The sequence below is a fragment of the Shewanella colwelliana genome, assembly GCF_001735525.1.
Classification (GTDB): domain Bacteria; phylum Pseudomonadota; class Gammaproteobacteria; order Enterobacterales; family Shewanellaceae; genus Shewanella; species Shewanella colwelliana.
Map to the genome: position 1 here is coordinate 58899 of NZ_MCBT01000003.1, position 24175 is coordinate 83073.

General features: G+C 44.3%; 18 protein-coding genes. 14 read left to right on the top strand and 4 right to left on the bottom strand.

Going from position 1 to position 24175, the window contains the following annotated elements; translation table 11 throughout:
- Position 1: 1 nt before the first annotated feature.
- The gene (gene waaA / locus BEL05_RS01720) at positions 2–1267 is read right to left on the bottom strand and encodes a lipid IV(A) 3-deoxy-D-manno-octulosonic acid transferase (RefSeq protein WP_028764539.1); all 1266 of its coding nucleotides are present in this window, start codon (positions 1265–1267) and stop codon (positions 2–4) included.
- A gap of 166 nt (positions 1268–1433) precedes the next feature.
- Between waaA and BEL05_RS01725 the strand changes: the two genes are divergently transcribed.
- From BEL05_RS01725 to glpG, 6 genes are all read left to right on the top strand, one after another.
- Positions 1434–2108, top strand: coding sequence for a TetR/AcrR family transcriptional regulator (locus BEL05_RS01725; protein ID WP_028764538.1), 675 nt, complete (start codon positions 1434–1436; stop codon positions 2106–2108).
- Between the two features lie 156 nt (positions 2109–2264).
- The gene (locus BEL05_RS01730; protein WP_028764537.1) at positions 2265–2915 is read left to right on the top strand and encodes a TetR/AcrR family transcriptional regulator; all 651 of its coding nucleotides are present in this window, start codon (positions 2265–2267) and stop codon (positions 2913–2915) included.
- A 421-nt stretch (positions 2916–3336) separates the two neighbouring features.
- Positions 3337–4530 (top strand): glycine C-acetyltransferase, encoded by a 1194-nt coding sequence (locus tag BEL05_RS01735; RefSeq protein ID WP_028764536.1) that lies wholly within the window; start codon positions 3337–3339, stop codon positions 4528–4530.
- A 9-nt stretch (positions 4531–4539) separates the two neighbouring features.
- Entirely contained in the window at positions 4540–5565 is a 1026-nt protein-coding gene (tdh, locus tag BEL05_RS01740; protein WP_028764535.1) for an L-threonine 3-dehydrogenase, read from the top strand.
- A gap of 79 nt (positions 5566–5644) precedes the next feature.
- Positions 5645–5950, top strand: coding sequence for a thiosulfate sulfurtransferase GlpE (gene glpE, locus BEL05_RS01745; RefSeq protein WP_028764534.1), 306 nt, complete (start codon positions 5645–5647; stop codon positions 5948–5950).
- Positions 5951–5974: 24 nt separating this feature from the next.
- Positions 5975–6811, top strand: a complete 837-nt coding sequence (gene glpG / locus BEL05_RS01750; protein ID WP_069670088.1) for a rhomboid family intramembrane serine protease GlpG — start codon at positions 5975–5977, stop codon at positions 6809–6811.
- Positions 6812–6844: 33 nt separating this feature from the next.
- Here the strand turns inward: glpG and elbB are convergent, their stop codons facing one another.
- Positions 6845–7501, bottom strand: coding sequence for an isoprenoid biosynthesis glyoxalase ElbB (gene elbB, locus BEL05_RS01755; RefSeq protein ID WP_028764532.1), 657 nt, complete (start codon positions 7499–7501; stop codon positions 6845–6847).
- A 389-nt stretch (positions 7502–7890) separates the two neighbouring features.
- On the opposite strand from elbB, the gene polA reads away from it, so the two are divergent.
- Complete coding sequence (polA, locus tag BEL05_RS01760; protein ID WP_069670089.1) at positions 7891–10653, top strand: DNA polymerase I; 2763 nt, start codon at positions 7891–7893, stop codon at positions 10651–10653.
- A 1144-nt stretch (positions 10654–11797) separates the two neighbouring features.
- On the opposite strand, the gene yihA is transcribed toward polA, so the two are convergent.
- Positions 11798–12454, bottom strand: a complete 657-nt coding sequence (gene yihA, locus BEL05_RS01765; protein WP_028764530.1) for a ribosome biogenesis GTP-binding protein YihA/YsxC — start codon at positions 12452–12454, stop codon at positions 11798–11800.
- Between the two features lie 168 nt (positions 12455–12622).
- Here yihA and BEL05_RS01770 point away from each other — a divergent pair, with 168 nt between their 5' ends.
- From BEL05_RS01770 to BEL05_RS01800, 7 genes are all read left to right on the top strand, one after another.
- Entirely contained in the window at positions 12623–13243 is a 621-nt protein-coding gene (locus tag BEL05_RS01770; protein ID WP_069670090.1) for a c-type cytochrome, read from the top strand.
- Positions 13244–13964: 721 nt separating this feature from the next.
- Positions 13965–14633 (top strand): methyltransferase domain-containing protein, encoded by a 669-nt coding sequence (locus BEL05_RS01775; protein WP_028764528.1) that lies wholly within the window; start codon positions 13965–13967, stop codon positions 14631–14633.
- Positions 14634–14681: 48 nt separating this feature from the next.
- A complete protein-coding gene (yihI, locus tag BEL05_RS01780) occupies positions 14682–15221 on the top strand; it encodes a Der GTPase-activating protein YihI (RefSeq protein ID WP_028764527.1) in 540 nt (179 codons plus the stop codon).
- Between the two features lie 84 nt (positions 15222–15305).
- Entirely contained in the window at positions 15306–15773 is a 468-nt protein-coding gene (locus BEL05_RS01785; RefSeq protein ID WP_028764526.1) for a DUF2489 domain-containing protein, read from the top strand.
- A 181-nt stretch (positions 15774–15954) separates the two neighbouring features.
- On the top strand, positions 15955–17331 hold the full coding sequence (hemN, locus tag BEL05_RS01790) for an oxygen-independent coproporphyrinogen III oxidase (protein WP_083250277.1): 1377 nt from the start codon (positions 15955–15957) through the stop codon (positions 17329–17331).
- A 235-nt stretch (positions 17332–17566) separates the two neighbouring features.
- Positions 17567–19390 (top strand): DUF885 domain-containing protein, encoded by a 1824-nt coding sequence (locus BEL05_RS01795; RefSeq protein WP_069670091.1) that lies wholly within the window; start codon positions 17567–17569, stop codon positions 19388–19390.
- A 130-nt stretch (positions 19391–19520) separates the two neighbouring features.
- Complete coding sequence (locus BEL05_RS01800) at positions 19521–20504, top strand: alpha/beta fold hydrolase (RefSeq protein WP_069670096.1); 984 nt, start codon at positions 19521–19523, stop codon at positions 20502–20504.
- 18 nt (positions 20505–20522) lie between these two features.
- On the opposite strand, the gene BEL05_RS01805 is transcribed toward BEL05_RS01800, so the two are convergent.
- Complete coding sequence (locus BEL05_RS01805; protein WP_245686919.1) at positions 20523–22853, bottom strand: putative bifunctional diguanylate cyclase/phosphodiesterase; 2331 nt, start codon at positions 22851–22853, stop codon at positions 20523–20525.
- Between the last annotated feature and the right edge of the window lie 1322 nt (positions 22854–24175).

Sequence of the window (24175 nt, forward strand, 5' to 3'; positions counted from 1 at the left end):
ATTACGCTTCTATTAAACGGCAGGCAAGTGCAAATTGCGTCTCAAGCGCGCCTTTGTTCTCTTCAACCACCTTTAAACCAGCATCTCTGGCAGTGAGGTAAGCTCTCTTGTCTGCAAATTTGTTATTCAACTGCAGCGCTAGCAACTCTGCACTATCGACCACAGTTAATGCGCCAGCATCTCGAAGTAACTCGGTGATTTCGGCAAAATCCCAATGATTAGGCCCAACATATACAGGCAAGCCCATGGCCGCAGGTTCTAACGGATTATGACCACCATTGGCTATTAAAGTGCCACCAACAAATGCTTGATCCGCAGCACCATAAAAACTCAGTAGCTCGCCCATGGTGTCACCTAACAGCACTTGCGTATGCTCGTCGACATTATCATTGAGACTGCGCCGAGCAAGGCGTAAACCCGCGGCAACCACCCGGCTTGCCGCTGCATCAAACTGTTCAGGATGTCTTGGTACCATTATTAATAGAGCACTAGGGTCAGCGTCTAACACTCGCTTATGTGCAGCCAGCATGAGATCAAACTCACCCGGATGTACGCTACCTGCGACCCAAATAGAGGCGTTTTTTCGCTGCCAGCGCTGTCGCATTGCTGACGCATGTTCAAACAGTTCAGACTTAATGGTGAGGTCAAACTTGAGACTACCACACACAGTAACTTGATGAGGTGCAGTGCCGAGATCAATAAAACGTTCGGCTGCTGGTTTTGATTGCGCGGCGATAATATCTAATGCTTGTAACATAGGCACAGATAATGCTGCACGCTTTTCATATTGTGTGGCGGATTTAGGTGATAAACGCGCGTTGGCTAGCATTAACTTTATGCCACGCTTTTTTGCCAAATGAACGAGATTTGGCCAAAGCTCAGTCTCCATGATAATACAGGTTTTCGGTTGCAACTGAGATAAAAACCGTTGCACACATAGCGGCAAATCAAACGGTAGATAGCAATGCTGCACTCGATCACCAAAAGCTTTTACTACTTCCGCCGATCCTGTGGGGCTGGTTGTCGTCACTGTAATGCTTAGCTGTGGATAGCTCGCCATGATTTTATTGATCAGTGGTATTGCCGCTAACGTTTCCCCCATTGAAACGGAATGGATCAACAGATCGGTTGGGGCTAATTGGCTTAAACCAAAACGCTCACTCCAGCGGCTGCGATAAGCGGGACTTTTAATCGAACGAATAGCCAAATAGAGTAGCAATAAGGGAGAGAGTAGATATAACAGGGCAGAGTATAAGATTCGATTCATAAAAGTGTGCGCTTGATTGCATTTTGTTTACTTAGTTGCCGTAATACTAACATAAGCACAGAAAACAGAGACAATTAGGGTATTTACATGTGCTAACAACCCCGTTTTCGATTGGCCTCCTATTTAGGTTAAGATAAATCACTCACCTCATAACAGCGGTAATAGCATGAAAACCTGTGAAAAAATTGTCCACGCTAGCCTAGAACTATTCAATACTAAGGGCGAGCGGCGTATTACCACTAACCATATTGCGGCACATTTGGGGATTAGTCCTGGTAACCTCTATTATCACTTTAAGAATAAAGAAGACATCATTCGCTCTATCTTTAGCCTGTATGAAACACACCTCCACGCAGGATTTCAGCCCTATGAGAATAAAGCAGTTGATGTCGAGCTGCTGGTTGGTTACTTCGATACTATGTTTGACATCCTGTGGCGTTTCCGTTTTATGTATACCAACTTGACCTATATCTTGAGCAGCGACGAGGCCTTACTGCAACGTTATCTGCAAGTTCAGCAGTTAGCTCTCGATCGTTCTAGCAATATTTTAGGGCAGCTCAAGCGCGATGGTCTATTGCATATTGACGATGATAAGGTCATGCCACTAGCCGATACCATGAGAATGGTGGCCTGTTTTTGGATTGGCTATAAACAGACCCACTCCTCCTCTATTGCCATTACCAAAACTTGCCTTTATGAAGGCTTGCTCAGAGTGATCATGATTTTCAAGGCACACGCCACGCCAACCTCTATTGCCACCTTCAACCGTTTAGAGGAGCATTATCAAACGTTAGCACAGCCTCAAAGTTGCCAAGCATCCGAGTTAAGCGTACAACTATAGTGATGCCAAATAGGCACTGGTCTGATTAGCCATCAATTGACTTTTGTTAAGAGCATGTTTACCTTTCAATTTCTATTTTAATGGGTGGCCTTTCGTTGACAGCGCCCATTAGAGAGTGATTGAGTACAACTCTTAACTGACCCATTTAGGATCTGCATGAAAACCCGTGACAAAATTGTACATACCAGCCTGGCACTCTTTAACGAGCATGGTGAACGAAGCATTACCACCAACCATATTGCCGCACATCTGGGGATCAGTCCGGGCAACCTTTACTACCATTTTCGCAATAAAGAAGACATTATTCGCTCCATCTTCACCCTTTACGAACAACATCTAGAGTCGGGTTTCCAACCTTATGAGGGGGAAGAGGTCGATGTTGATCTACTTATCGGCTATTTCGATGCTCTGTTTTACACTTTATGGCAATTCCGCTTTATGTACGCCAACTTGGTGATTATTTTGGGCCGAGATGAAGAGCTGAACCGCCTATACACAGAAACTCAACAACGTTTTTTAACTCGTGCAACGGGCATTTTGTCTAAATTAAAACAAGATGGTGTATTGGTGATTGATGACAGTGAGATCACCCCATTGGCCGACACAATTCGTATGGTTGCCTGCTTCTGGATCAGTAATCGTCTAACACACTCCAATACCACAGAGATCACCAAAACGTCACTCTATGAAGGACTTTTGCGCGTACTGATGATATTTAAGGCTTATGCAACCCCCAATTCTAAACCGACCTTTATCCGCCTAGAGCAACATTACCAAGCACTTGCCAAGGCAGAGCAAGAAGATTAGGCCGTCAGGGGGCTGCGTTAGTTATCGCTAGCTCCCCCTAAATCTTCAGTTTATCAGCACCCAAAATGTGACATTTCACATTACTTTTTGTTATGTGAAAGTTGCGCTAGCACTATCTTAGTTAATAGCACAAAAAAAGTGTGTGGCACGCGCCCTGTTTAAGGTTAGAATTCGGCCAATCTATCGCATGGCGTAGGCGCCGCAAACGATAGCGACACAAAACAGCATACAGAAATTATGAGTGAATTTAAGCTAAACTAAGGCACTCATCAATCAGGCAGATACAGCTAAACTCAAGCCGTCAATAACGGCTAAAATGATTCCTAACTTATATCATTGATGTGGTTTCTCTCGAATCAAATGCACAGAGCCAACCTCATCAATATTAAAAATATAATTATATAAAAGAAGGAGATTACAGGTGGCGACGACCTCATTCTACAACCAGATCAACCAGCAGCTTGCTGAAGTTAAAGCAGAAGGCTTATACAAGAGTGAGCGCGTAATTGCCTCTCCTCAAAAAACTGAAATAGAGGTAAACGGCGCTGAAGTGATGAACTTCTGCGCTAACAACTATCTTGGCCTCGCCAACCATCCAGAACTCATTAGTGCCGCTCAACAGGGCCTGACTGATCATGGCTTCGGTATGGCGTCAGTGCGTTTTATTTGCGGTACTCAAGATATTCACAAACAACTGGAAGCAAGCCTAAGTGAATTTTTAGGCATGGAAGATACCATTCTTTATTCATCTTGCTTTGACGCGAACGCAGGTCTGTTCGAGACACTCCTTAGCGCAGAAGATGCCATTATCTCCGATGCACTCAACCACGCCTCAATCATCGATGGCGTGCGTCTATGTAAGGCGAAACGTTTCCGTTATGCCAACAATGATATGGCCGATCTTGAGTCTCAACTTAAAGCCGCTAAAGAAGCGGGAGCACGCCATATTCTGATCGCTACCGATGGTGTGTTCTCAATGGATGGGGTCATTGCTAATCTCCAAGGGGTTTGTGATCTTGCCGATAAATATGGCGCATTAGTGATGGTTGATGACTCTCATGCTGTAGGCTTCATTGGTCAGAATGGTCGTGGCACCCACGAATATTGCGACGTCATGGACCGCGTCGATATTATTACCGGTACCTTAGGTAAAGCCCTTGGTGGCGCGTCAGGCGGGTTCACATCGGGCAAGAAAGAGGTCATTGATTGGTTACGTCAGCGCTCTCGTCCTTACCTATTTTCTAACTCTCTTGCACCGTCTATCGTAACGGCATCTATCCATGTATTAGAAATGCTAAAAACGGGTCAAGCACTGCGTGAATCGGTATGGGAAAATAGTCGTTATTTCCGTGAAAAAATGACCGAAGCAGGCTTTACTTTAGGGGGGGCGGATCATGCAATCATCCCAGTGATGATTGGTGATGCCAAGCTTGCCGGTGATTTTGCTAACCGTTTACTTGAAGAGAATATCTATGTCGTCGGATTCTCCTTCCCAGTGGTACCTAAAGGTCAAGCTCGTATCCGCACGCAAATGTCAGCGGCCCATACTCGCCAGCAGTTAGATCGCGCCATCGATGCCTTCACCCGCATCGCTAAAGAGATGGGCATTATTTAGGACTCTATGATGAAAGCGTTAAGTAAATTAAAGCCTGAAGAAGGCATCTGGATGGTCGATGCGCCAAAACCTGAAGTGGGCCATAACGATCTGCTAATTAAGATCCGTAAAACGGCTATTTGTGGCACAGATGTCCATATCTACAACTGGGATGAATGGTCGCAAAACACCATTCCTGTGCCTATGGTTGTGGGTCATGAATATGTTGGTGAAGTGGTTGAAATTGGACAAGAAGTACGTGGTTTCTCTATTGGAGACCGCGTATCGGGCGAAGGGCACATCACATGTGGCCATTGCCGAAACTGCCGTGCAGGCCGCACTCACTTATGTCGTAACACTTCCGGGGTGGGCGTCAATCGCGATGGTGCCTTTGCTGAATACCTAGTCATCCCAGCATTTAACGCATTTAAGATCCCTGATGATATCTCAGATGATCTAGCCTCTATCTTCGATCCATTTGGCAACGCCGTCCACACGGCCTTATCATTCGACTTAGTCGGCGAAGATGTGTTGATCACAGGTGCAGGCCCTATCGGCATCATGGCAGCAGCCGTGTGTCGCCATGTTGGCGCTCGTCACGTTGTCATCACCGATGTCAACGAGTATCGCCTAGAGCTAGCGCGTAAAATGGGCGCGACTCGTGCTGTAAACGTCGCAACCGAACAGCTTGAGGATGTCATGGCAGAGCTTGGCATGACTGAAGGCTTCGATGTGGGACTAGAGATGTCTGGTGTACCAGCAGCATTCCACTCCATGCTAGATACCATGAACCATGGCGGGAAAGTGGCTATGCTAGGTATTCCTGGCGGTGACATGGCTATCGACTGGAGTAAAGTGATCTTCAAAGGCTTAATCATCAAGGGCATCTATGGCCGCGAGATGTTTGAAACTTGGTATAAGATGGCAAGCCTTATCCAATCAGGTCTTGATATCTCACCTATCATCACCCACCACTTTAAAGTTGATGATTTCCAAGCCGGCTTTGATGCCATGCGCTCAGGTCAATCTGGAAAAGTGATCTTAAGCTGGGATTAACCGATACAGATTTGGGGCTGTACAGCGGCAGCCCCTTACTGCACACTCTCTCTATATTTTCTATTTCGTCAGGTTTTCTATGTCAGCTTTTCAACACTTAAGCATCAACCAACTCATTCAAATGCAAGCGTCCTCAACAGATATCCAAATTGTGGATATTCGTGATAGCGCGAGCTTTGAGGCAGGACATATCGCTAACGCTACCAACCTTACTAATGAGAACCTCGCCGCCTATATTGGTAACGCCGATATGGATAAGCCGCTCATTGTCGTCTGCTATCACGGAATCAGCAGCCAAAATGCCGCGCAGTACCTTAATGAACAAGGTTTCGATGAGGTTTACAGTCTAGATGGTGGCTTTCAAGCTTGGCGCGAGGCAAACTAACACCAATCAACTTAGGAGCGCATGATGCTAGAGATTGGTCACTTACCCAATGAACGAGCCGCTCAGGCACTCGTCGACTATCTGAAAGGCCAAGGCATCGCCTGTTATATCACTCATACAGAGCAAGGTGTCGCCCTAGCGGTCGTGGATGAAAACAACTATCACGCCGCACGTAATGAATATGAGCGTTTTATACAGAACCCATTTGATGACAAATACCTTGCCGCATCTTGGGATAATGGCACAACCAAAAAACAGCTCGATTATGGTGCACCAGGTCTACAGCTTTTTACTCAGTTTATCTCTGGTGCTGGCCCTCTAACACTCAGCGTCATCGCGATTTGCGGCATCATTTTTTTAGGTTTCAATGTTGGCTTTGCCAATACCTTGTTCGAGCACCTCTCTTTCTTCGGTGCCGTACCAGATAGTGGGCTAAACCAATTCTGGCGGCTCTTCACCCCAAGCTTAATGCACTTTTCTGCCATGCATATTATCTTCAATCTGCTGTGGTGGTGGTACTTAGGCGGAAAAATTGAAAACAAGATAGGCGTCGCGCCACTCGCAATTCTGCTGCTGGTCGCAGGCACCCTGCCCAATGTTGTGCAATATTTTCTTGCTGGTCCAAACTTCGGAGGACTCTCTGGTGTCGTTTATGCGGTTGTGGGTTACACCTGGATTATGGGGGTTAAACGCCCAGAAGCCGGAATTGGACTACCGCCCGCTTATATCGGCTTTATGTTGCTTTGGCTTGTGTTTGGCTTTACCGATCTATTCGGGTTATCGATTGCCAACGGGGCACATATAGGCGGTCTGATAGTGGGTGTTATTCAAGGTTTTATAGACAGCAGAAAACGCGCCTAAGCACCAGCCTAGGCCGTTAGCATAAAAGCTAGACTAATCCGCGAGCGACAACACTTTTTTCACCAGCTTTTCGATACCTATATGCGCCTGTGTAATATTTTCCGCCAACATATAGGCTGGCGTACTCACCAGCCTATTGGTTTCATCAACCACAATATCTTCAACGCTAGCTTCTTGATGTTCGCCTCCCATCAGGTTGAACGCATGGGCAGTTTCACTATCATTGCCTATGGTACCTTTTGCACCAGAATGGTACAGCCTCGGAATCATCACTGGCGCAATACAGATAAAGCCAACCGGCTTTTGCCCATCAACGAATGCTTGGATGAACTCACTAACCGATGGCGCAATGTTGCACTCACTGCCAGTAATAGCGAAGTTGCATAAGTTTTTGGCTGCACCAAACCCACCAGGGATCACTAGTCCGTCAAACTGCTCAATTTCAAGCTCAGTGGTGGCTTTTATCTCTCCTCTGGCAATTCTTGCCGCTTCAACCAATACGTTGCGTTGCTCGCCTACCGCAACCTCACCAGTGAGATGATTCACGACATGTAGCTGCTCAATGTCTGGCGCGAAACATTGATATTCAGCCCCGGCATGAGTTAAAGAAAGCAGGGTTAGTACTGCTTCATGGATTTCGCTGCCATCAAAGACACCGGAACCGCTCAACAAAACAGCTATTTTTTTCATTAAAAACTCCTTTGATAGACCGAATGGTTTTAACAAGCAGATAACAAAGCGCTTGATCTGTTTATTTTTCGTGCTAAGTTAGTTCATCGACTCTAGCAAGGCATTTGCTTTTCGCCAAGAGAGAGTTAAAAAATGGATAGACAAATAAAAAAGTCCACAAATTAGAGGTTTTTACTCGGAAGTAATACCTAGTTCACAAAAAAATATAATACAAATAAAATTCAATAGGTTACATCACCCGCTTTTGTTCGTCGTCGTGATAATTAATCGCTGATAATTTTTTAGCTCACAGACTTATCCACAGCCTAGTGAGTAATTTTGCGTGGCCGAAATCGCCCTTCTGTGGCATGCTAGCGCCATCATCGAAACCCGATAAATGAATTGAAATTATGCCAACTATTGCTGAAAACCCGCTCGTGCTTGTGGATGGATCGTCTTATCTTTACCGCGCTTACTATGCACCTCCTCACCTGACCAACTCAAAAGGTGAAGCCACAGGCGCAGTTTACGGCGTAATCAATATGCTGCGCAGCTTGCTAAATCAATATCAGCCATCGCAAATGGCGGTGGTCTTTGATGCGAAAGGTAAAACCTTCCGCAACGATATGTACGCCGACTACAAGGCACATCGGCCGCCAATGCCAGATGATCTGAGGACACAGATCGAACCTCTACATCGTATTATTCGAGCCCTAGGTCTGCCATTAGTCTGTATTCCTGGCGTGGAAGCTGATGATGTAATTGGCACTATAGCCACCCAAGCCAGTAAAGAAGGCCGAGCCGTCCTTATCAGCACTGGTGATAAAGATATGGCTCAACTTGTTGATGACAATGTCACCTTAATCAACACTATGACAAATACCATCTTAGGACCCAATGAAGTCACCGAAAAGTTTGGTGTTGGCCCAGAGCTCATCATCGACCTACTCGCTCTGCAGGGAGACAAGGCAGATAACATACCAGGACTACCTGGTGTTGGCGAAAAAACAGCATTGGCCATGTTAACTGGACTTGGAAGCATTGAGCAGATATTGGCGACCCCCGAAAAGCTGCCGGACCTGGGCTTTAGAGGCTCTAAGACCATGCCGGCAAAAATTGCCGAACATGGCGACATGCTTAAGCTATCTTACGAACTCGCCACCATTAAGCTTGATGTCGAATTAGAACAAGACTGGCACCAACTCACCATCACCCCAGCGGACAAAGATGAACTGATCAAATGTTATGGTGAAATGGAGTTCAAGCGCTGGCTTGCGGAAGTTCTTGGTGATAAAGGTACTAAGAACACAGCAACGGTCGACTCAAGCAGCGATGATAGCGCACCTGTTCCGCAAAATATCACGACTGACTACACCACCATTTTAAGTTGGGACATACTCGATGAATGGATTGAAAAACTCGCTAATGCCGAGCTATTTTCACTCGACACTGAGACCACCAGCCTCAACTATATGCAAGCAAAACTGGTTGGACTCTCTTTTGCCACCGCCCCAGGTACTGCAGCTTACCTACCCTTGGCACATGATTATCCCGGCGCACCAGAGCAACTCGACACAGAAATTGCATTGGCTAAACTCAAACCCTTATTAGAAGATGCCAACATTAAAAAAGTGGGCCAAAACCTTAAATATGATATGAGCATTTTAGCTAACGTCGGCATCTCATTACGCGGAATCGCTTTCGACACCATGCTTGAGTCTTACGTGTTCAACTCAGTTGCATCCAAGCATAATATGGATGATCTGGCACTTAAATACTTAGGTCATAAGAACATTAGCTTCGAAGAGGTAGCCGGCAAAGGCGTTAAGCAACTAACCTTTAATCAAATACCACTGGAAACCGCAGCGCCCTATGCAGCTGAAGATGCTGATATCACCTTACGATTGCATCAGCATCTATGGCCAAGACTGGAAAAAGCACCACAGCTTGCGTCGGTATTTACAGAAATAGAACTCCCCTTGGTCTCGGTATTATCTGCAATAGAGCGCCAAGGTGTGTTGATTGATAGTATGCTACTCGGCCAACAAAGTGATGAACTCGCACGCAAAATAGATGAGTTAGAACAGAAAGCTTACGAGATAGCGGGTGAAACCTTTAACCTCAGCTCGACGAAACAGCTACAAACCCTGTTTTTTGAGAAACTTGGTTATCCGGTTATTAAAAAGACGCCCAAAGGGGCTCCGTCAACAGCTGAAGAGGTTTTAGTCGAGCTAGCATTGGATTACCCATTGCCAAAAATATTGCTCGAACACCGCAGTCTATCCAAGCTTAAGAGCACCTACACAGATAAACTGCCGCTGATGGTGGATGCCAAAACAGGCCGCGTCCACACTAGCTATCATCAAGCAAACGCGGCAACTGGACGCTTATCCTCTAGTGAGCCAAACCTGCAAAACATTCCTATCCGCACTGAAGAGGGTCGTCGTATTCGCCATGCTTTTATCGCCCAAGAGGGGCGTAAGGTGTTGGCGGCCGATTATTCGCAAATCGAACTACGCATAATGGCGCATTTATCACAGGACAAAGGGCTGCTAGCAGCCTTTGAAGAAGGAAAAGATATTCACCGCGCCACAGCTGCTGAAGTGTTTAGCGTTGATTTTGATGACGTCACTACAGAACAGCGCCGTCGAGCGAAAGCGGTTAACTTTGGCCTAATCTACGGCATGTCAGCCTTTGGGTTAGCTCGCCAATTAGACATCCCGCGCGCCGAAGCACAGCAATATATCGACATCTACTTTAAGCGCTATCCGGGTGTTCTTAAATATATGGAAGATACCCGCGCAGAAGCCGCTGATCTGGGTTATGTATCGACATTATTTGGTCGCCGCCTCTACTTACCTGCGATTAAAGATAGAAACGCTATGCGCCGTCAAGCAGCTGAACGTGCAGCCATCAACGCACCAATGCAAGGCACTGCAGCAGACATCATCAAAAAAGCGATGCTAAAAATTGCCGACTGGATAACAAATGAAACAGATGGTGAAATCACCATGATGATGCAAGTGCACGATGAACTGGTCTTTGAAGTAGACAGTGATAAAGCTGAGCAGCTCAAGCTAAAAGTTTGCCATCTTATGGCTCAGGCAGCCGATTTAGATGTTGAGCTACTCGCGGAAGCCGGCATTGGCGACAACTGGGAACAAGCGCACTAAGCTAACCGTCAATTTACGCACAAAAAGCCTCACGTCGATGAGGCTTTTTTCTATCTAGAGCTAGAAAACTCTGCAGGCATAAGATAATGGCCGATTCAAGATGGACAATACGGTCAGGAATGCTTGATCTCTTTTAAGTTCATCCACCGAAGAGATAGCAGGCTTAAAAGGCCAACTTTTACCCTTATGCATAGCCTTTACGTGTTGCGGTCAACAGGGCCTGGACGGTTTATTTAATACTTTATCCATTCCACCCACTCACCCTCAGAGGTTGTAAACACCCTTTATGCATACCCATAAACTGAGAAAATAATAATTATTTAGAAAGCTGGATCAGGTTTTGAACGATTGGTTAGGATACAGCACCGCAAGAACATTGCGCCAACACTCCTCCAAAGCGCGGTCCTTTCGCTAGCGATTAAACCCTCTGAACGCTCAATTGTGATGCCTAAATAACAAATTCTTTATCTCCTGCTCCACATCAATCACACAGGACTATCCACCATAAGCAATATCATTCCCTCCTCAATAAGCAGCCCTAAGCTTATTAACCAACTGTAAATAATAACAAATCTAATAAAATCCTTAATAGGACTCGATTGATACACTTAGCTACATACCCCGAGATTATAGCTAAACAGTTATTTTATAAGCCTAAAATGTAAATTTCGGATCAAAAATCGATGTTTAATTAAACAAATAGTTAGAGACAGGTCACATTATTGTCGTTTTTTATAAAAAACAGTTTCCCATAATACGTCCAATGCAGTATTATTCTCTGCGTAGGGTACAGAGGTTAAGATGTTCTATCTTTCAGACCTTTTTATTTCACGTTAAGTGAACAGCCAAATTATGGCGCCCCAGCAAATTATTTGCTGGGGCTTTTTTTCGTCTGAAATTTATTTTAGAGCAAATACTTTAACTAAGTTTCAATTCGCGATATGCTATCGACATTGAGCGCCATCAATTAGAGGTTGATGGTACTTGAGTCTTGTTGAAATTTAGCTTCTCCCCAAAAGAGCTATTTTTTTAGCCGATGGCCTATGCCGTCGGCTTTTTTTATCTACCACAACATACTTATCTTCAGCCCAAAAAAAACGCCTCCATTACGGAAGCGTCATGAGCCCTATTTAACACATTGTCCTTATTCTTGATCTTCCTCAGCAAGCGCCTCAACTAACCAATCGGGATGACACCACTCATTTAAAATCCCAAGCACTTTAGGTTTACCAGTCCCCTTTAATGAAGAAAATGGTTCAACCTTTACCGCATCCCCAAAATCAGCCAGCGCTTTACGCACCTCGTTAACCATCTTCATCCGTGCGCTCTGAGCGAGTTTGTCACACTTTGTCAGCAGCGCAAGCACCGGAATTTGACTGTCTACCGCCCATTCAATCATCTGAACATCTAAATCTTTCAACGGGTGACGAATATCCATTAACACAACGAGGCCACTTAAACATTCACGTTCTTGTAAATATTGACCTAATGCCTGTTGCCATTTTTTCTTTAGCGCCAAAGGAACTTGAGCAAAACCATAACCCGGTAAATCCACCAATCGACGATGTTCGTCTAATGCAAATACATTGATTAATTGCGTTCGACCTGGGGTTTTACTGGTACGAGCTAAGCTCTTTTGTTCGGTTAGTTGGTTCAATGCGCTCGACTTACCAGCATTCGAGCGACCAGCGAAAGCGATCTCTACCCCCACGTCACCAGGCAAGTGCTCATTGAGATGAGCAATGTCAGGCGCACTGATCAAAAACTTAGCCTGTCGAAAATCAATACGAGAATCAGTCACTACCCACTCCAAAATTTGTTTATTCTTCAGTTTTAATATCGAAGAGTTGCTTACATTTGCACAATTTCGTGTAAAATATTACTCCGATCACATAAATCACATTTTATCACGCTTGCAGGTCACTCTCGTAAGCTCAGGACAAAAAATTTAACTAAAAGTTGGAACGCCATGAAAAAGTTAGCTATTGCGCTATCAATTTTAGCCACATTATCAACTCCGGCTCTCGCAGCAGGTGATGCTGAAGCGGGAAAGACTAAAGCAATCGTTTGTTCTGCCTGTCACGGTGTTGATGGTAACAGCATGATAGACATGTACCCAAAACTTGCAGGTCAACAAGTAACTTACCTTAATAAGCAACTACACGATCTTCGTCAAGCCGCTCACACTGGTGGTAAAGAGGGTCGTAACGATCCCATGATGAGCGCTATGGCAGCAGCCTTAAGCGATCAAGATATTGAAGATCTTTCAGCTTACTTCAATGCACAAACCTTGGTTATGGCTGATGTTAAAGATGTGCCAGAGCTAGGCGAACAGCTTTACAAAGGTGGTGACATGGTTCGTGGCATCACAGCTTGTATCGCTTGTCATGGTCCAAGTGGACAAGGTTCTGAAGCAGCAGGCTTCCCAGCCATCGCTGGTCAACATGCCAATTATATCAAGATCCAGCTAAATAAGTTCCATGATACAACTCGTAACAACGACTTAAATGGCATGATGCAAGATGTCGCTAAGAAGCTGACAAGCGAAGATATCGAAGCATTATCTAAATATATATCAAGCATTAAGTAAACTTTACTGGTGCAATGAAGGGGTAGCTTTGCTGCCCTTTTTTACAACACCAGGTTTACGTTTACGTAAACTGAATAAAAATGTCGCTTGACATAGATCACAGATTTCGGTTTAATTGTGCCCGTACCGAGGTGAACCCAACTGATTGTATAAAATCTATCTAATAACAGCTTTCAGATTTCGGTATGTAAACATTTAAGATATAAGAATAAAGATAAGCAATAACAATAATAATACTTAGACCACTCACTAAAAATAATAAGAGTCGTACTTCAACATTGAAGTCTGGTCATAAATATTTAGGTAAGGATATTGGTTAGGAAGGCCAATGCGCTAATTAGCACTCTCCCTTACACGTTCAGAAGACAGTTTAACTGCTCATTGCTGAACTTAAAGCAATACCGACAAGGATGGTTTATTTGGCGTCATAGATGACGATATGGATTGTGATGTGTCAAGAAGACCATCTACGGAAGCTGTGGTCAGGAAGGCAACAGGGAAATAAAAAAAGTGTCTGGAAGACCAATAACGAAAAACTATGCATGGAAGCAGACTAAAAAATAAGATGGAATCCGACTGGGAAGGTCGCATAGCAAGTATGGAAACTTGGAATCAGAATTGAGTACCTTTGGTACTTTTTGGAAGGCGACAGTAATACTGTCGCCTTTTTTTATGGCAAACTATATACCATCTAAATCATTAAGAGAGTCACTTCACACCAATGCGAAGATGTCCCCTGTGTAGCAATGATAACTGCGTACCTTTCTATCAAGACAGAAAACGTGCTATCTATCGCTGTAAAGCATGTGAACTCCTTTTTGCCGACGCCAACTCTCACCTCCCCCCGGCAGCTGAATTAAATAAATATCAAACAGCAGCTAATAAGCACAAGGCATTACAGCAATTTGTGATGAGCTTACTTGAACAGTGCGCACAACAAACCACACAACCTTTGCTAGGCCTCAATTTTGGTCGCACTCTCGAGACCAGTGTGGTCAATACTATTTCTCAACGGGGCCACCAACTCTATCAATACGATCCTTTCTTTGCCCCCGACCATAGCTTGTTAAAGCAGCAATATGATTTCATCGCCTGCTACAAGGTATTCGAGCACTTTCGTTTTCCTAATAAAGAGTGGAACTTACTCTGCTCAATCCTAAAACCAGGGGGTTGGATAGCGATTAACACACAACTATTAGTCCAGTTAAACGGATTTGCTAAGTGGCATCACAAGAATAATTTAACCCACGTTAGCTTTTATCAGCAGGCAACCTTTCAATTTCTAGCTCAGCAAGCTGACTTTAAGCTATTATTCGCATCAAACGATCTCATTTTGGTGCAAAAACCATCAAAATCTGATATAACACGCGACCCAAGTTCACTTATCTGACATCAGATAAGATAAGTTCACGATATTTTTGTAGTTGAGATTAATGCTATGTCCCGTAAAAAAACGCGCAAAATCAATGAAAATGCGCCTAAACGACAGCCAAGAACGAAGAAAGAAGACCGCGCACTAAGTGGTAAGAAGCAGAATTCAGGCAATAAAGCGGGCAGTCGTCATGACGAAAAGCAGATCCAACAGTCTCTTGGTGGAACACAGAAAGCAAAAGATCCGCGCCATGGCAGCAAGAAGCCAGTGCAACTTAACCTGCCAGACGCTAAACCCGTAGAGAAGAAAGCCAAAGCGGCAACGCCTAAGCTCAGTGATGAGCAGAAGCTGTTAAAACTTGAAGATGATCCACGCCTTAACTTGTTACTGGATATGCTTGAAGAGGGCAGAGAACTCAACGAGGCAGATCAAACTTGGCTAGAGAAGCAGCTGTCAGAAATTGAGCGCTTAATGGAACGTTTAGGCATTACCGAAGAAGACGACCTTGAGCATGTTGTAAAAACAGCGACGCGTTCTGATGATGACCTTCTTCAACAGTTTGAATCGGGTGCCGATCTATTGAAAGATTATCAAAATAAAGACTAAGTTAGTCCACATTACGTTAATGGCATCGAATTCGATGCCATTTCTATATCTGGCATTTAATAAAGTTGTATAACAGGATCTGACATGACTACAGCGCTTATCATCATTGGCTCTACTATTATCTTGCTGCTCTCAGCTTATGCCGCCAATCTACTGCTTAAAGTAAGACAGCAAACTCGCCAACAGCAAGCATTGTTAACAGCGCAACAAGCAGCTACTGCAGCAAAAGAGAAAGCACTGCAAGGCGATATCCACTATATTGCCGTCGCCATGTTAGAAGATAGATGTGAACTCTCTGAAGGTGTGATGCGCATTGGCAAGTTATTTGGCCTGCTTAACCTGACCCAAGAGGTTAACAGCCATTACCCTTCACTGTTCAAACACTTTGACATCATTGAAAAACATCCGATTATGGATGCTAGAAAAGCACTCGATAAGCAAGCTCGTATGAAGCTCGATTTAGCACGAATGAAATCGGAAGCCGCACTTGAACCTCTTATTTTAGAAGAGGTTCAACAACTGGCAAAAGACTACGCCCATCACGTTAGCTGATGTGATGGCGTGAAGCTGTGCACAAAAACGACTAAACGCCACAGACATTCCCCCAATTTTGAACCATATTCAGCAGCAATTATTAATTGCAGTGCCAATTTGCAACATGGATCAATGTTATTCAATCAATAACATTGCATACTTCGTTAGTTGCTAAATTACCACCTTCGGAGGACACGCCTTGAAGCAGCCCACCCAAATTAGTTGGGATCAGTCGATGATCGAAAAATATAATTACAGCGGTCCCCGTTATACTTCTTATCCGACCGCACTGGAATTTGACGACTCTTTTGCCGAAGATGATCTGCTGACGTCTATTAAAAACAGCAAAAGTGATAAGCTTTCGCTCTATATCCACATTCCTTTCTGCGCCAAGCTTTGCTACTACTGTGGCTGTAATAAAGTTATTACTCGTCACCAGCATAAAGCCGATCAATATATTGAATATCTGGCTGCAGAAATAGTAAAACGCGCGCCACTATTTAAGCATTATCTCGTCACACAGATCCATTGGGGCGGCGGCACGCCGACTTTTCTCAACCCTGAGCAAATTTTAAAACTATCCGCACTGATCAAAGAGCATTTCAACGTTGCGGATGAAGGCGAATACTCTATTGAAGTCGATCCACGTGAAATTGAGCTATCGATGTTAGATACCCTCAAAGAAGCTGGCTTTAACCGTATCTCTATCGGCGTACAGGATTTCAATAAGAAAGTTCAAATTGCGGTCAATCGCGAGCAAGATGAGCAGTTTATCTTCGACTTGATGGCAAAAGCAAAAGCAATGGGCTTTGTGTCAACGAATATAGATCTTATCTATGGCTTGCCACATCAGACACCTGAGACTTTTGCAGAAACCATGCAGCGTGTCCTAGATTTATCGCCGGACCGTCTCTCTGTGTTCAACTACGCGCATCTGCCAGCACGCTTTGCTGCGCAGCGTAAGATTAAAGATGAAGACCTCGCTTCGCCACAGCAAAAGCTCGACATGCTGCATCAGACGATCGAAACCTTAACGGGTGCAGGTTACCAATATATTGGCATGGATCACTTTGCTAAGCCTGACGACGAGCTATCGATTTTGCAAAATGAAGGTCGTCTACATCGTAATTTCCAAGGCTATACCACTCAAGAAGAGTGTGATCTACTCGGTCTAGGTGTCTCATCAATCAGCCAGATTGGCGATTGCTATGCACAAAACCAAAAAGATATTCGCCCTTACTATGAGTCGGTCGATGAATCGGGTCACGCATTATGGAAAGGCTGTAAACTCAACCGTGATGATGAAATTCGTCGCGTGGTGATTAAGCAATTAATCTGTCACTTCGATCTCGATATGGCCAAGATTGAACAACAACTAGGTATTAACTTTGAAGAATACTTTGTTGAAGATCTTAAACTACTGCAAACGTTTATTGATGATAAGCTGGTAGATATCACAGATCGTAAGATCACTATTAGCAACACGGGTCGTCTCTTGATCCGTAACATCTGTATCTGTTTTGATGTGTATTATCGTGACAAAGCACGCCAACAACAGTTCTCTCGTGTGATCTAGCCTTTTAGATATCTAGAAAAGCCGGTGAGTGATCACCGGCTTTTTTGTATCAAGTCTCTAGTGCTAACCAGCACAAAACAAAACGGTAAGACTTACAATTAATGTCATCCAACAACCTTGCTTGTCATGGCTTAAGAAATCTAATTAACACATTTATCGCTACCAATTATGACGTTCTAAGAGCAATTCGTGCATAATCCCTGAACAAATAAAAAAATAATTAAGGGAGACTCTCATGTACAAGCTCGTTGGGCCCAGCCTTCTCATATTAAGCCTCAGTGCGTGCCAACTTAACACCACGACATCGGATTACAATAATGCCGCCAAAGATGCTACCCAGCAGAGTGACAGCAAAGCAAATCAATCCACGAATCAGGCTAGCAGTAACCTGCAATCCATTATAGATAGTGCTTGGCAACTTAGATTAAATTCTAGCCCAGATTTAGCGTATTCACAGGGCGATAAAAGTGCCGCGGGTAAACTAGCCGACCTATCCCCCGCGGCATTACAAAAGACATTTGGAGCAGAGAAAGCCCTGCTCGCCTCCCTTAAACGATTGGACTTATCTTCACTCTCTAAAGAAGACAAGATCAATGCTCAGATATTGCAGTACCAGTTACAAAACAGTGTCGACCTCTATCGTTATAAAGATCACTACCTACCTATCTCAGCAGAAAGTGGCTTCCACGCTTATATTGCCTCGATAGCCAAAGCACGCTTCAAGAGCGAGCAAGACTACCAAGATTACATTGCTAAGCTCAAAGCACTACCTAAATATTTTGCCCAGCAAACATACTGGCTTCAGCAGGGCTTATCAGCCGGTATTACTCCTGCGAAAGTGGTATTAAACGGGTTTGAAGAGAGTATTAGCGCCTTTATCGTTCCAGTTGAGGAAAGTGGCTATTACAAGCCATTTACACAATACCCCAAGCACTTTAGTGCCGAGCAAAAAGCACGTTTAACCAAGCTAGGTAAAGAGTTAGTCAAAAACACAGTGCTACCGACCTATCAGACCTACTACCAATTTATGACCGAAACCTATATTCCAGGCGCTCGCACTTCTATTGCTACATCGAGCCTACCAGACGGTAATGCTTTCTATGAAAATCGAGTACGCTACTACACCACCTTACCCATGACCGCAGAGCAAGTTCATCAACTTGGACTTAAAGAGGTCAAACGTATTCGCGCAGAGATGCAAACCATCATAGATGAAGTGGGCTTTAACGGCGATTTTTCAGCGTTCCTGCACTTTCTACGCACCGATCCACAGTTCTACCCCAAAACAGCAGAGGAACTACTCAAAGAAGCCGCCTATATCGCCAAGAAAGCCGATGCCATGCTACCAAAATATTTTGGCAAGCTACCTCGTACGCCATATGGTATTCAAGAGGTGCCTGCCGAGATAGCCCCAAAATACACTACCGGACGCTATTCTGGGTCTAATAGAGATGATGAGCCAGGTTACTACTGGGTTAATACCTATGCATTGGACAAGCGCCCGCTTTATGAGATGGAGGCACTAACACTGCATGAGGCAGTGCCCGGACACCATCTACAAATATCGTTAAATCAAGAGCTAGACTCGCTACCCAAATTTAGACGTTATAGCTATATTTCAGCCTTTGGCGAAGGTTGGGGGCTTTACTCAGAATTTCTCGGCCTTGAAGCTGGTTTTTATCAAGACCCTTACAGTAATTTTGGACGTTTAACCTATGAGATGTGGCGCGCAGCAAGGTTAGTCGTCGACACAGGCATGCACTCAAAAGGATGGAGCCGACAACAAGCACTCGACTTTATGGCAAGCAATACGGCACTTTCAATGCATAATGTGACTACCGAAATTGACCGCTATATCTCTTGGCCAGGCCAAGCACTGTCCTACAAGGTGGGTGAGTTAACCATTAAACGTTTACGTAAAAAAGCTGAAACCGCTTTAGGTACTCAATTTGATATCCGCGCCTTCCACGACGCCATACTGGCTAACGGCTCCGTACCTATGGCACTGCTAGAACAGCAGATCGATGACTTTATTGCCCAGTACAAAGCAAAAGCCTAACTCCAATGCAGAGTAGTGGAGATCCCACTACTCTGCAGAATCAATCACTGGACCCAACAGGACTGAAATTCAGCTTAATGGCTATGCTATGTTACACTCATGGTCTTGCCCATCAATTGCTAAAAGCTCAATGTCTACTGTTGCTAATCCCACTCTTAATCAGCTACCTTCGCTCACATTTTCTTCAGAAATGGCGCTAGATAGCACTAATTTAGACCGTTTCTGGCAGCAAATTAATCACAAAATACTCGCCGTTAACGATGGTGTAGAATTGGCTTACTGCTGGGTTCATAATCCTGCATCGACAAAAGCAATTGTTATCAGTAGTGGACGAGTCGAGACCTACTTAAAATATAAAGAATTAATCTATGACCTCTACCAACTAGGCTATAGCATTTACGCGATTGACCATCGTGGTCAGGGCCTATCCAGTCGTACAACACATAATCCACATCAAGGTCATATCGACAGATTTGATGATTATGTTAAGGATTTTAGTTGTTTCATCGACACTATAGTCAAGCCAGCCCATCACCACGCACTCTATCTTGTGGGCCACTCAATGGGCGGAACCATTGGTACGCTCTATATACAGCATCATCCTGCTACCTTCAAAGCTGCAGTATTCTCTGCCCCCATGTATGGTATTGTTCTCCCGGCAAATAGGGCGTTCATACATTGGCTCGCCAAAAAGTTAGATAATGACTCAAGTTCTGCGCCTAACTATGTCTTAGGCGGCAAGGACTATAGCCCTGACCCTTTTGAAAAAAATGATCTGACGAACAGTCAGCACCGCTATGACGCTTACCGTGCGCTCTATGCTCAACAGCCAAGTTTACAACTAGGCTCCCCAACGAATCGTTGGCTATGGCAAGCAATCGAGGCTTCCGAACAAGCAAGAACCGCAGCAAAGAATAGTACTGTCCCAATTTTAATTTTACAGGCAGACCAAGACACCATTGTTGATAATCGGGCTCAGGATAGGGCAGCAGGTAAACATTGTCAGCTAGTCAGCATCACCGATGCACGCCATGAAATATTTATGGAAAGCGATCAGGCCCGCACAATAGCCCTAAAAGCATTAATGCAGTTTTTAGATGAACACACAAAATAGAACGTTCAACAGATACCGTTAAGAGGTAGCGCTAACTTCCTTTTTTGTTTTACTACAATTTGTTAATAGCAGGGCTTTCAATGCTTCGCCATTCATTGGCCGATGGAACAGATAGCCCTGAAATAGGTCACACTGTAAATCTAACAATTGCTCAAACTGCGACTGAATCTCTACGCCTTCAGCTACAAACTTCAAATCTAGGCCATGTGCCATATCGATAACTGATTTAACGATAGCGGTTGAGGCATCGCCATCCGCCATATCTCGAATAAAGCTGGCATCAAGCTTTAACCGATTCAAAGGCAGCCCCTTTAGATAACTAAGAGAGCTATAACCCGTACCAAAATCATCGACCGCAATACTAATACCCGCCTCACGAAGTAAACACATTGAGTGGCGGACCTGTGCAATATCGGTCAATAAGGCGTACTCGGTCAGCTCAAGTTCAATTTTGTTAGGCGCGACATTTTGCCCCTTCAAAACGGCCAATAATTTCTGTGCAAATTCTAACTGATTAAACTGTCTTGCACTTACGTTAATAGAGACCATCGGAGGCTCAATTCCTTGCATTTCCATTGTACGAATAAAACGACAAGCCTCCAGTAAAACCCAACGCCCTAGCTCTAAAATTAATCCGCTACCTTCAGCAATAGGAATGAACTCAGCAGGAGATATCATCCCATGATGAGGATGATTCCAACGCAGTAATGCTTCAACCGACGCAACCGAGCCATCACGAGCAATGAGTGGTTGATAAACCAATGATAACTGCTCCCTAGCAATTGCATGGTTTAATTCTGTACGAATCAGCAGATGCTTTTCGGCCTGCTTATCCATCTCTTTGCTATAGAGAACACACCCATCTCGACCATTCTCCTTCGCTTGGGCTAATGCCAAACTGACACGCTTTAGATGTTGTTCCGGTTCAACATCTTCATCATTATTGATTATCGTCGTACCGACACAAGCAGAGAGGTTAAACGTATGATTACTAATGCTAAAACTACGAGCAATCAATTGCCTAAGCTGGCTCGCTACCGCTTGGGAACGCTTAGCTGCTATAACGGGATCTTTGGGCAATCGTTTAACTAATATCACAAATTCATCAGCACCCAATCTAGCAATCAATGCGTTTGAGGAGAAGTAGCTCGACAACCTTGCTGCAATTTGAATGAGTAATCGGTCACCGCCATGATGCCCAAGCGCATCATTAACCACTTTGAAATTATCTAAGTTAACCATAAACAGTGATGCACTGTAGTCTGTTTCATGCGTTAGACCGTAAAGTACATCCATTAAGGCCCTACGGTTAGCTAAATCGGTGAGTGGATCATGTTTTGTCTGATGCTGTGCCGCTCTTTGATTCCGAACATCTTCGGTAACATCAGACAGGGTCCCGATCATTCTGACGGGCTTACCTTTGTCACTCCACTCTACAGCCATACCGCGATCTAAAACCCAAACATAGTGCCCTTGCTTATGCCGTAAACGATGTACACTCTCAAATTCATCAGACTTACCCGATAAGTATTGGTTCAGCAGCTCAAGTGTCGATGCCTTATCTTCTGGGTGCAGTCGGCTCTCCCAGGTCGCTAACTCACCTTTAAGCGTATCCGCACTATAGCCAAGCATATCCTTCCATCTATCTGACAAAAATAGTGAGTTATCAGTTAAATTCCAATCCCAAATACCGTAGCGAGAAACCTCTACAGCAAATAGCCAGCGCTGCTCGCTATCCTTCAACTGCTTAGCGCCAATATGATAACGCTGTTTAAATTCATAAAGATGATGGCCTAACGCCGAAATTTCGCTAAATCGTGATGGCATTGGATGGAAATCCCCAGTGGCCACTGGAAGACCGCTCGCTTGTCTATTAAGCAGCCTAATGGGTCTAAGTACACCGATATATAAAAGTATCAACGCGAGTCCACCACCGACCGCGAAAATTGATGCAATACGCACCAACCGCATAAATACTTCATCATCGGAAGCAGAGAGGGCTGGAGAGATATCGTATTCCAGGTAAATCAGATTTGGCTGCTCATCAGATAAAGCAGACATAGCTACCGCGATAGGGTAATAAGCCTGTATTGACTTTCGCTGCCGATTGAATTGAATCAAAGATGCTTTTTCTAATACCGCTTGCTGATGGAGTTGATGGCTATATCCATCAATAACCAAACTCGCAGAACTTTCACTCCACACTGCATGGTTGGCAAATCGAATAATACCTTGATCATCAATTAAGGTGTAAACAGACATCCATAGATCACTGCTTACAAGCGATATCTCTTCCGTTATACGCGAAGAATCCTCACGAAATGTGGCAATAGAGAGTATATGATCCATTCTCAACAGCTGCTGAGACAAGGCGTGAATTTTGCTGTTATAAACATCGCTTCTACTTTGATCACGTTCTACAAAATAGATAGACACAATTGACAGCGCAAATAACACCACACAGATAATGGGCGTGATAACTAACAGTGAGGGACAAAAAAAAGCTCTAAGCAAAGGCGATATCACCCAATATCAATTTTTATTATTAGCATGCATAAACCAGCATAAGGTAAAGGAAAATGCGGCCCCTGATTATGCCATAACTTCCCTGTGCAGGCTCTCTTCACCAATCAATATATCACCAATGAATAAAACAAAACACATGAACAACAAAACAGAGAAGATTTTTATTAATATAAAACATAACGTTAACCACACTATTAATATTATTCTCCAGCGTCTTTGGAAAAGGAAACTCTATTTTTTCTATAGAAGTGAGAGAACTGACTACCAATATGCATCGAATACTAACCGTTGAATAGACCATGGCAAGATGATTACCCAAGAGAAGCTGAGATATTAAATAGGCCGTTAATACGTGAAAAAATACGGATAAGACAAGGGGGCAGCTGAATTAGAGAAATACCAGATATTTAGGCTCGGACATTCTAGCTAAGGCATATCGTAATGTGTATGGAGGAATATCTCCGAGCTATAAACTTATAAATACGAAGCTTGTACAGATTAATGCCGATTAAAGAGGTAGCTTCGCCAAACGAAAAAGCCACAGCATTTCGCCTGAGGCTTCCATCATAATGTTGACGAGACAGGCTTGCCTTCATCAATTAGGACGGGCCGACGTTTCGATGCTGAGCGTCTAAGCAACTGAACGACGAAGTGCATGATATACAAAGGTCATGTCGACCATGGATGGTCAAAAGTGACCGCTCCGTCAGCAAGGAGTTACCTATTTAACCTTGTACAGTCATGACCATGTCTCTGAAAAACAGACATGAAAAAGCCCTAGCATTGTTGCTAGGGCTTATCGTAATGTTTGTGGGCAAGTGTGGCGATAGCCACAAGCATACGAGCGCGAAGCTTTAGCGTAGCTGGGGTGAATTTATCCGTGACGCCATAACGAAAAAAGCCTCTGCATTGCTGCAGAGGCTTTCGTCTTTGTGTTGGCGGAGCGGACGGGACTCGAACCCGTGTGCCTTCGGCACGCATGACAGGCCGACTATCTCTAATAAAAAGCCCTAACCAACTGAACTACTGATTTGTTTTTTGCGAATTCCAGATACGAAAAAGCCCTAGCATTGCTGCTAGGGCTTATCGTAATGTTGGCGGAGCGGACGGGACTCGAACCCGTGTGCCTTCGGCACGCATGACAG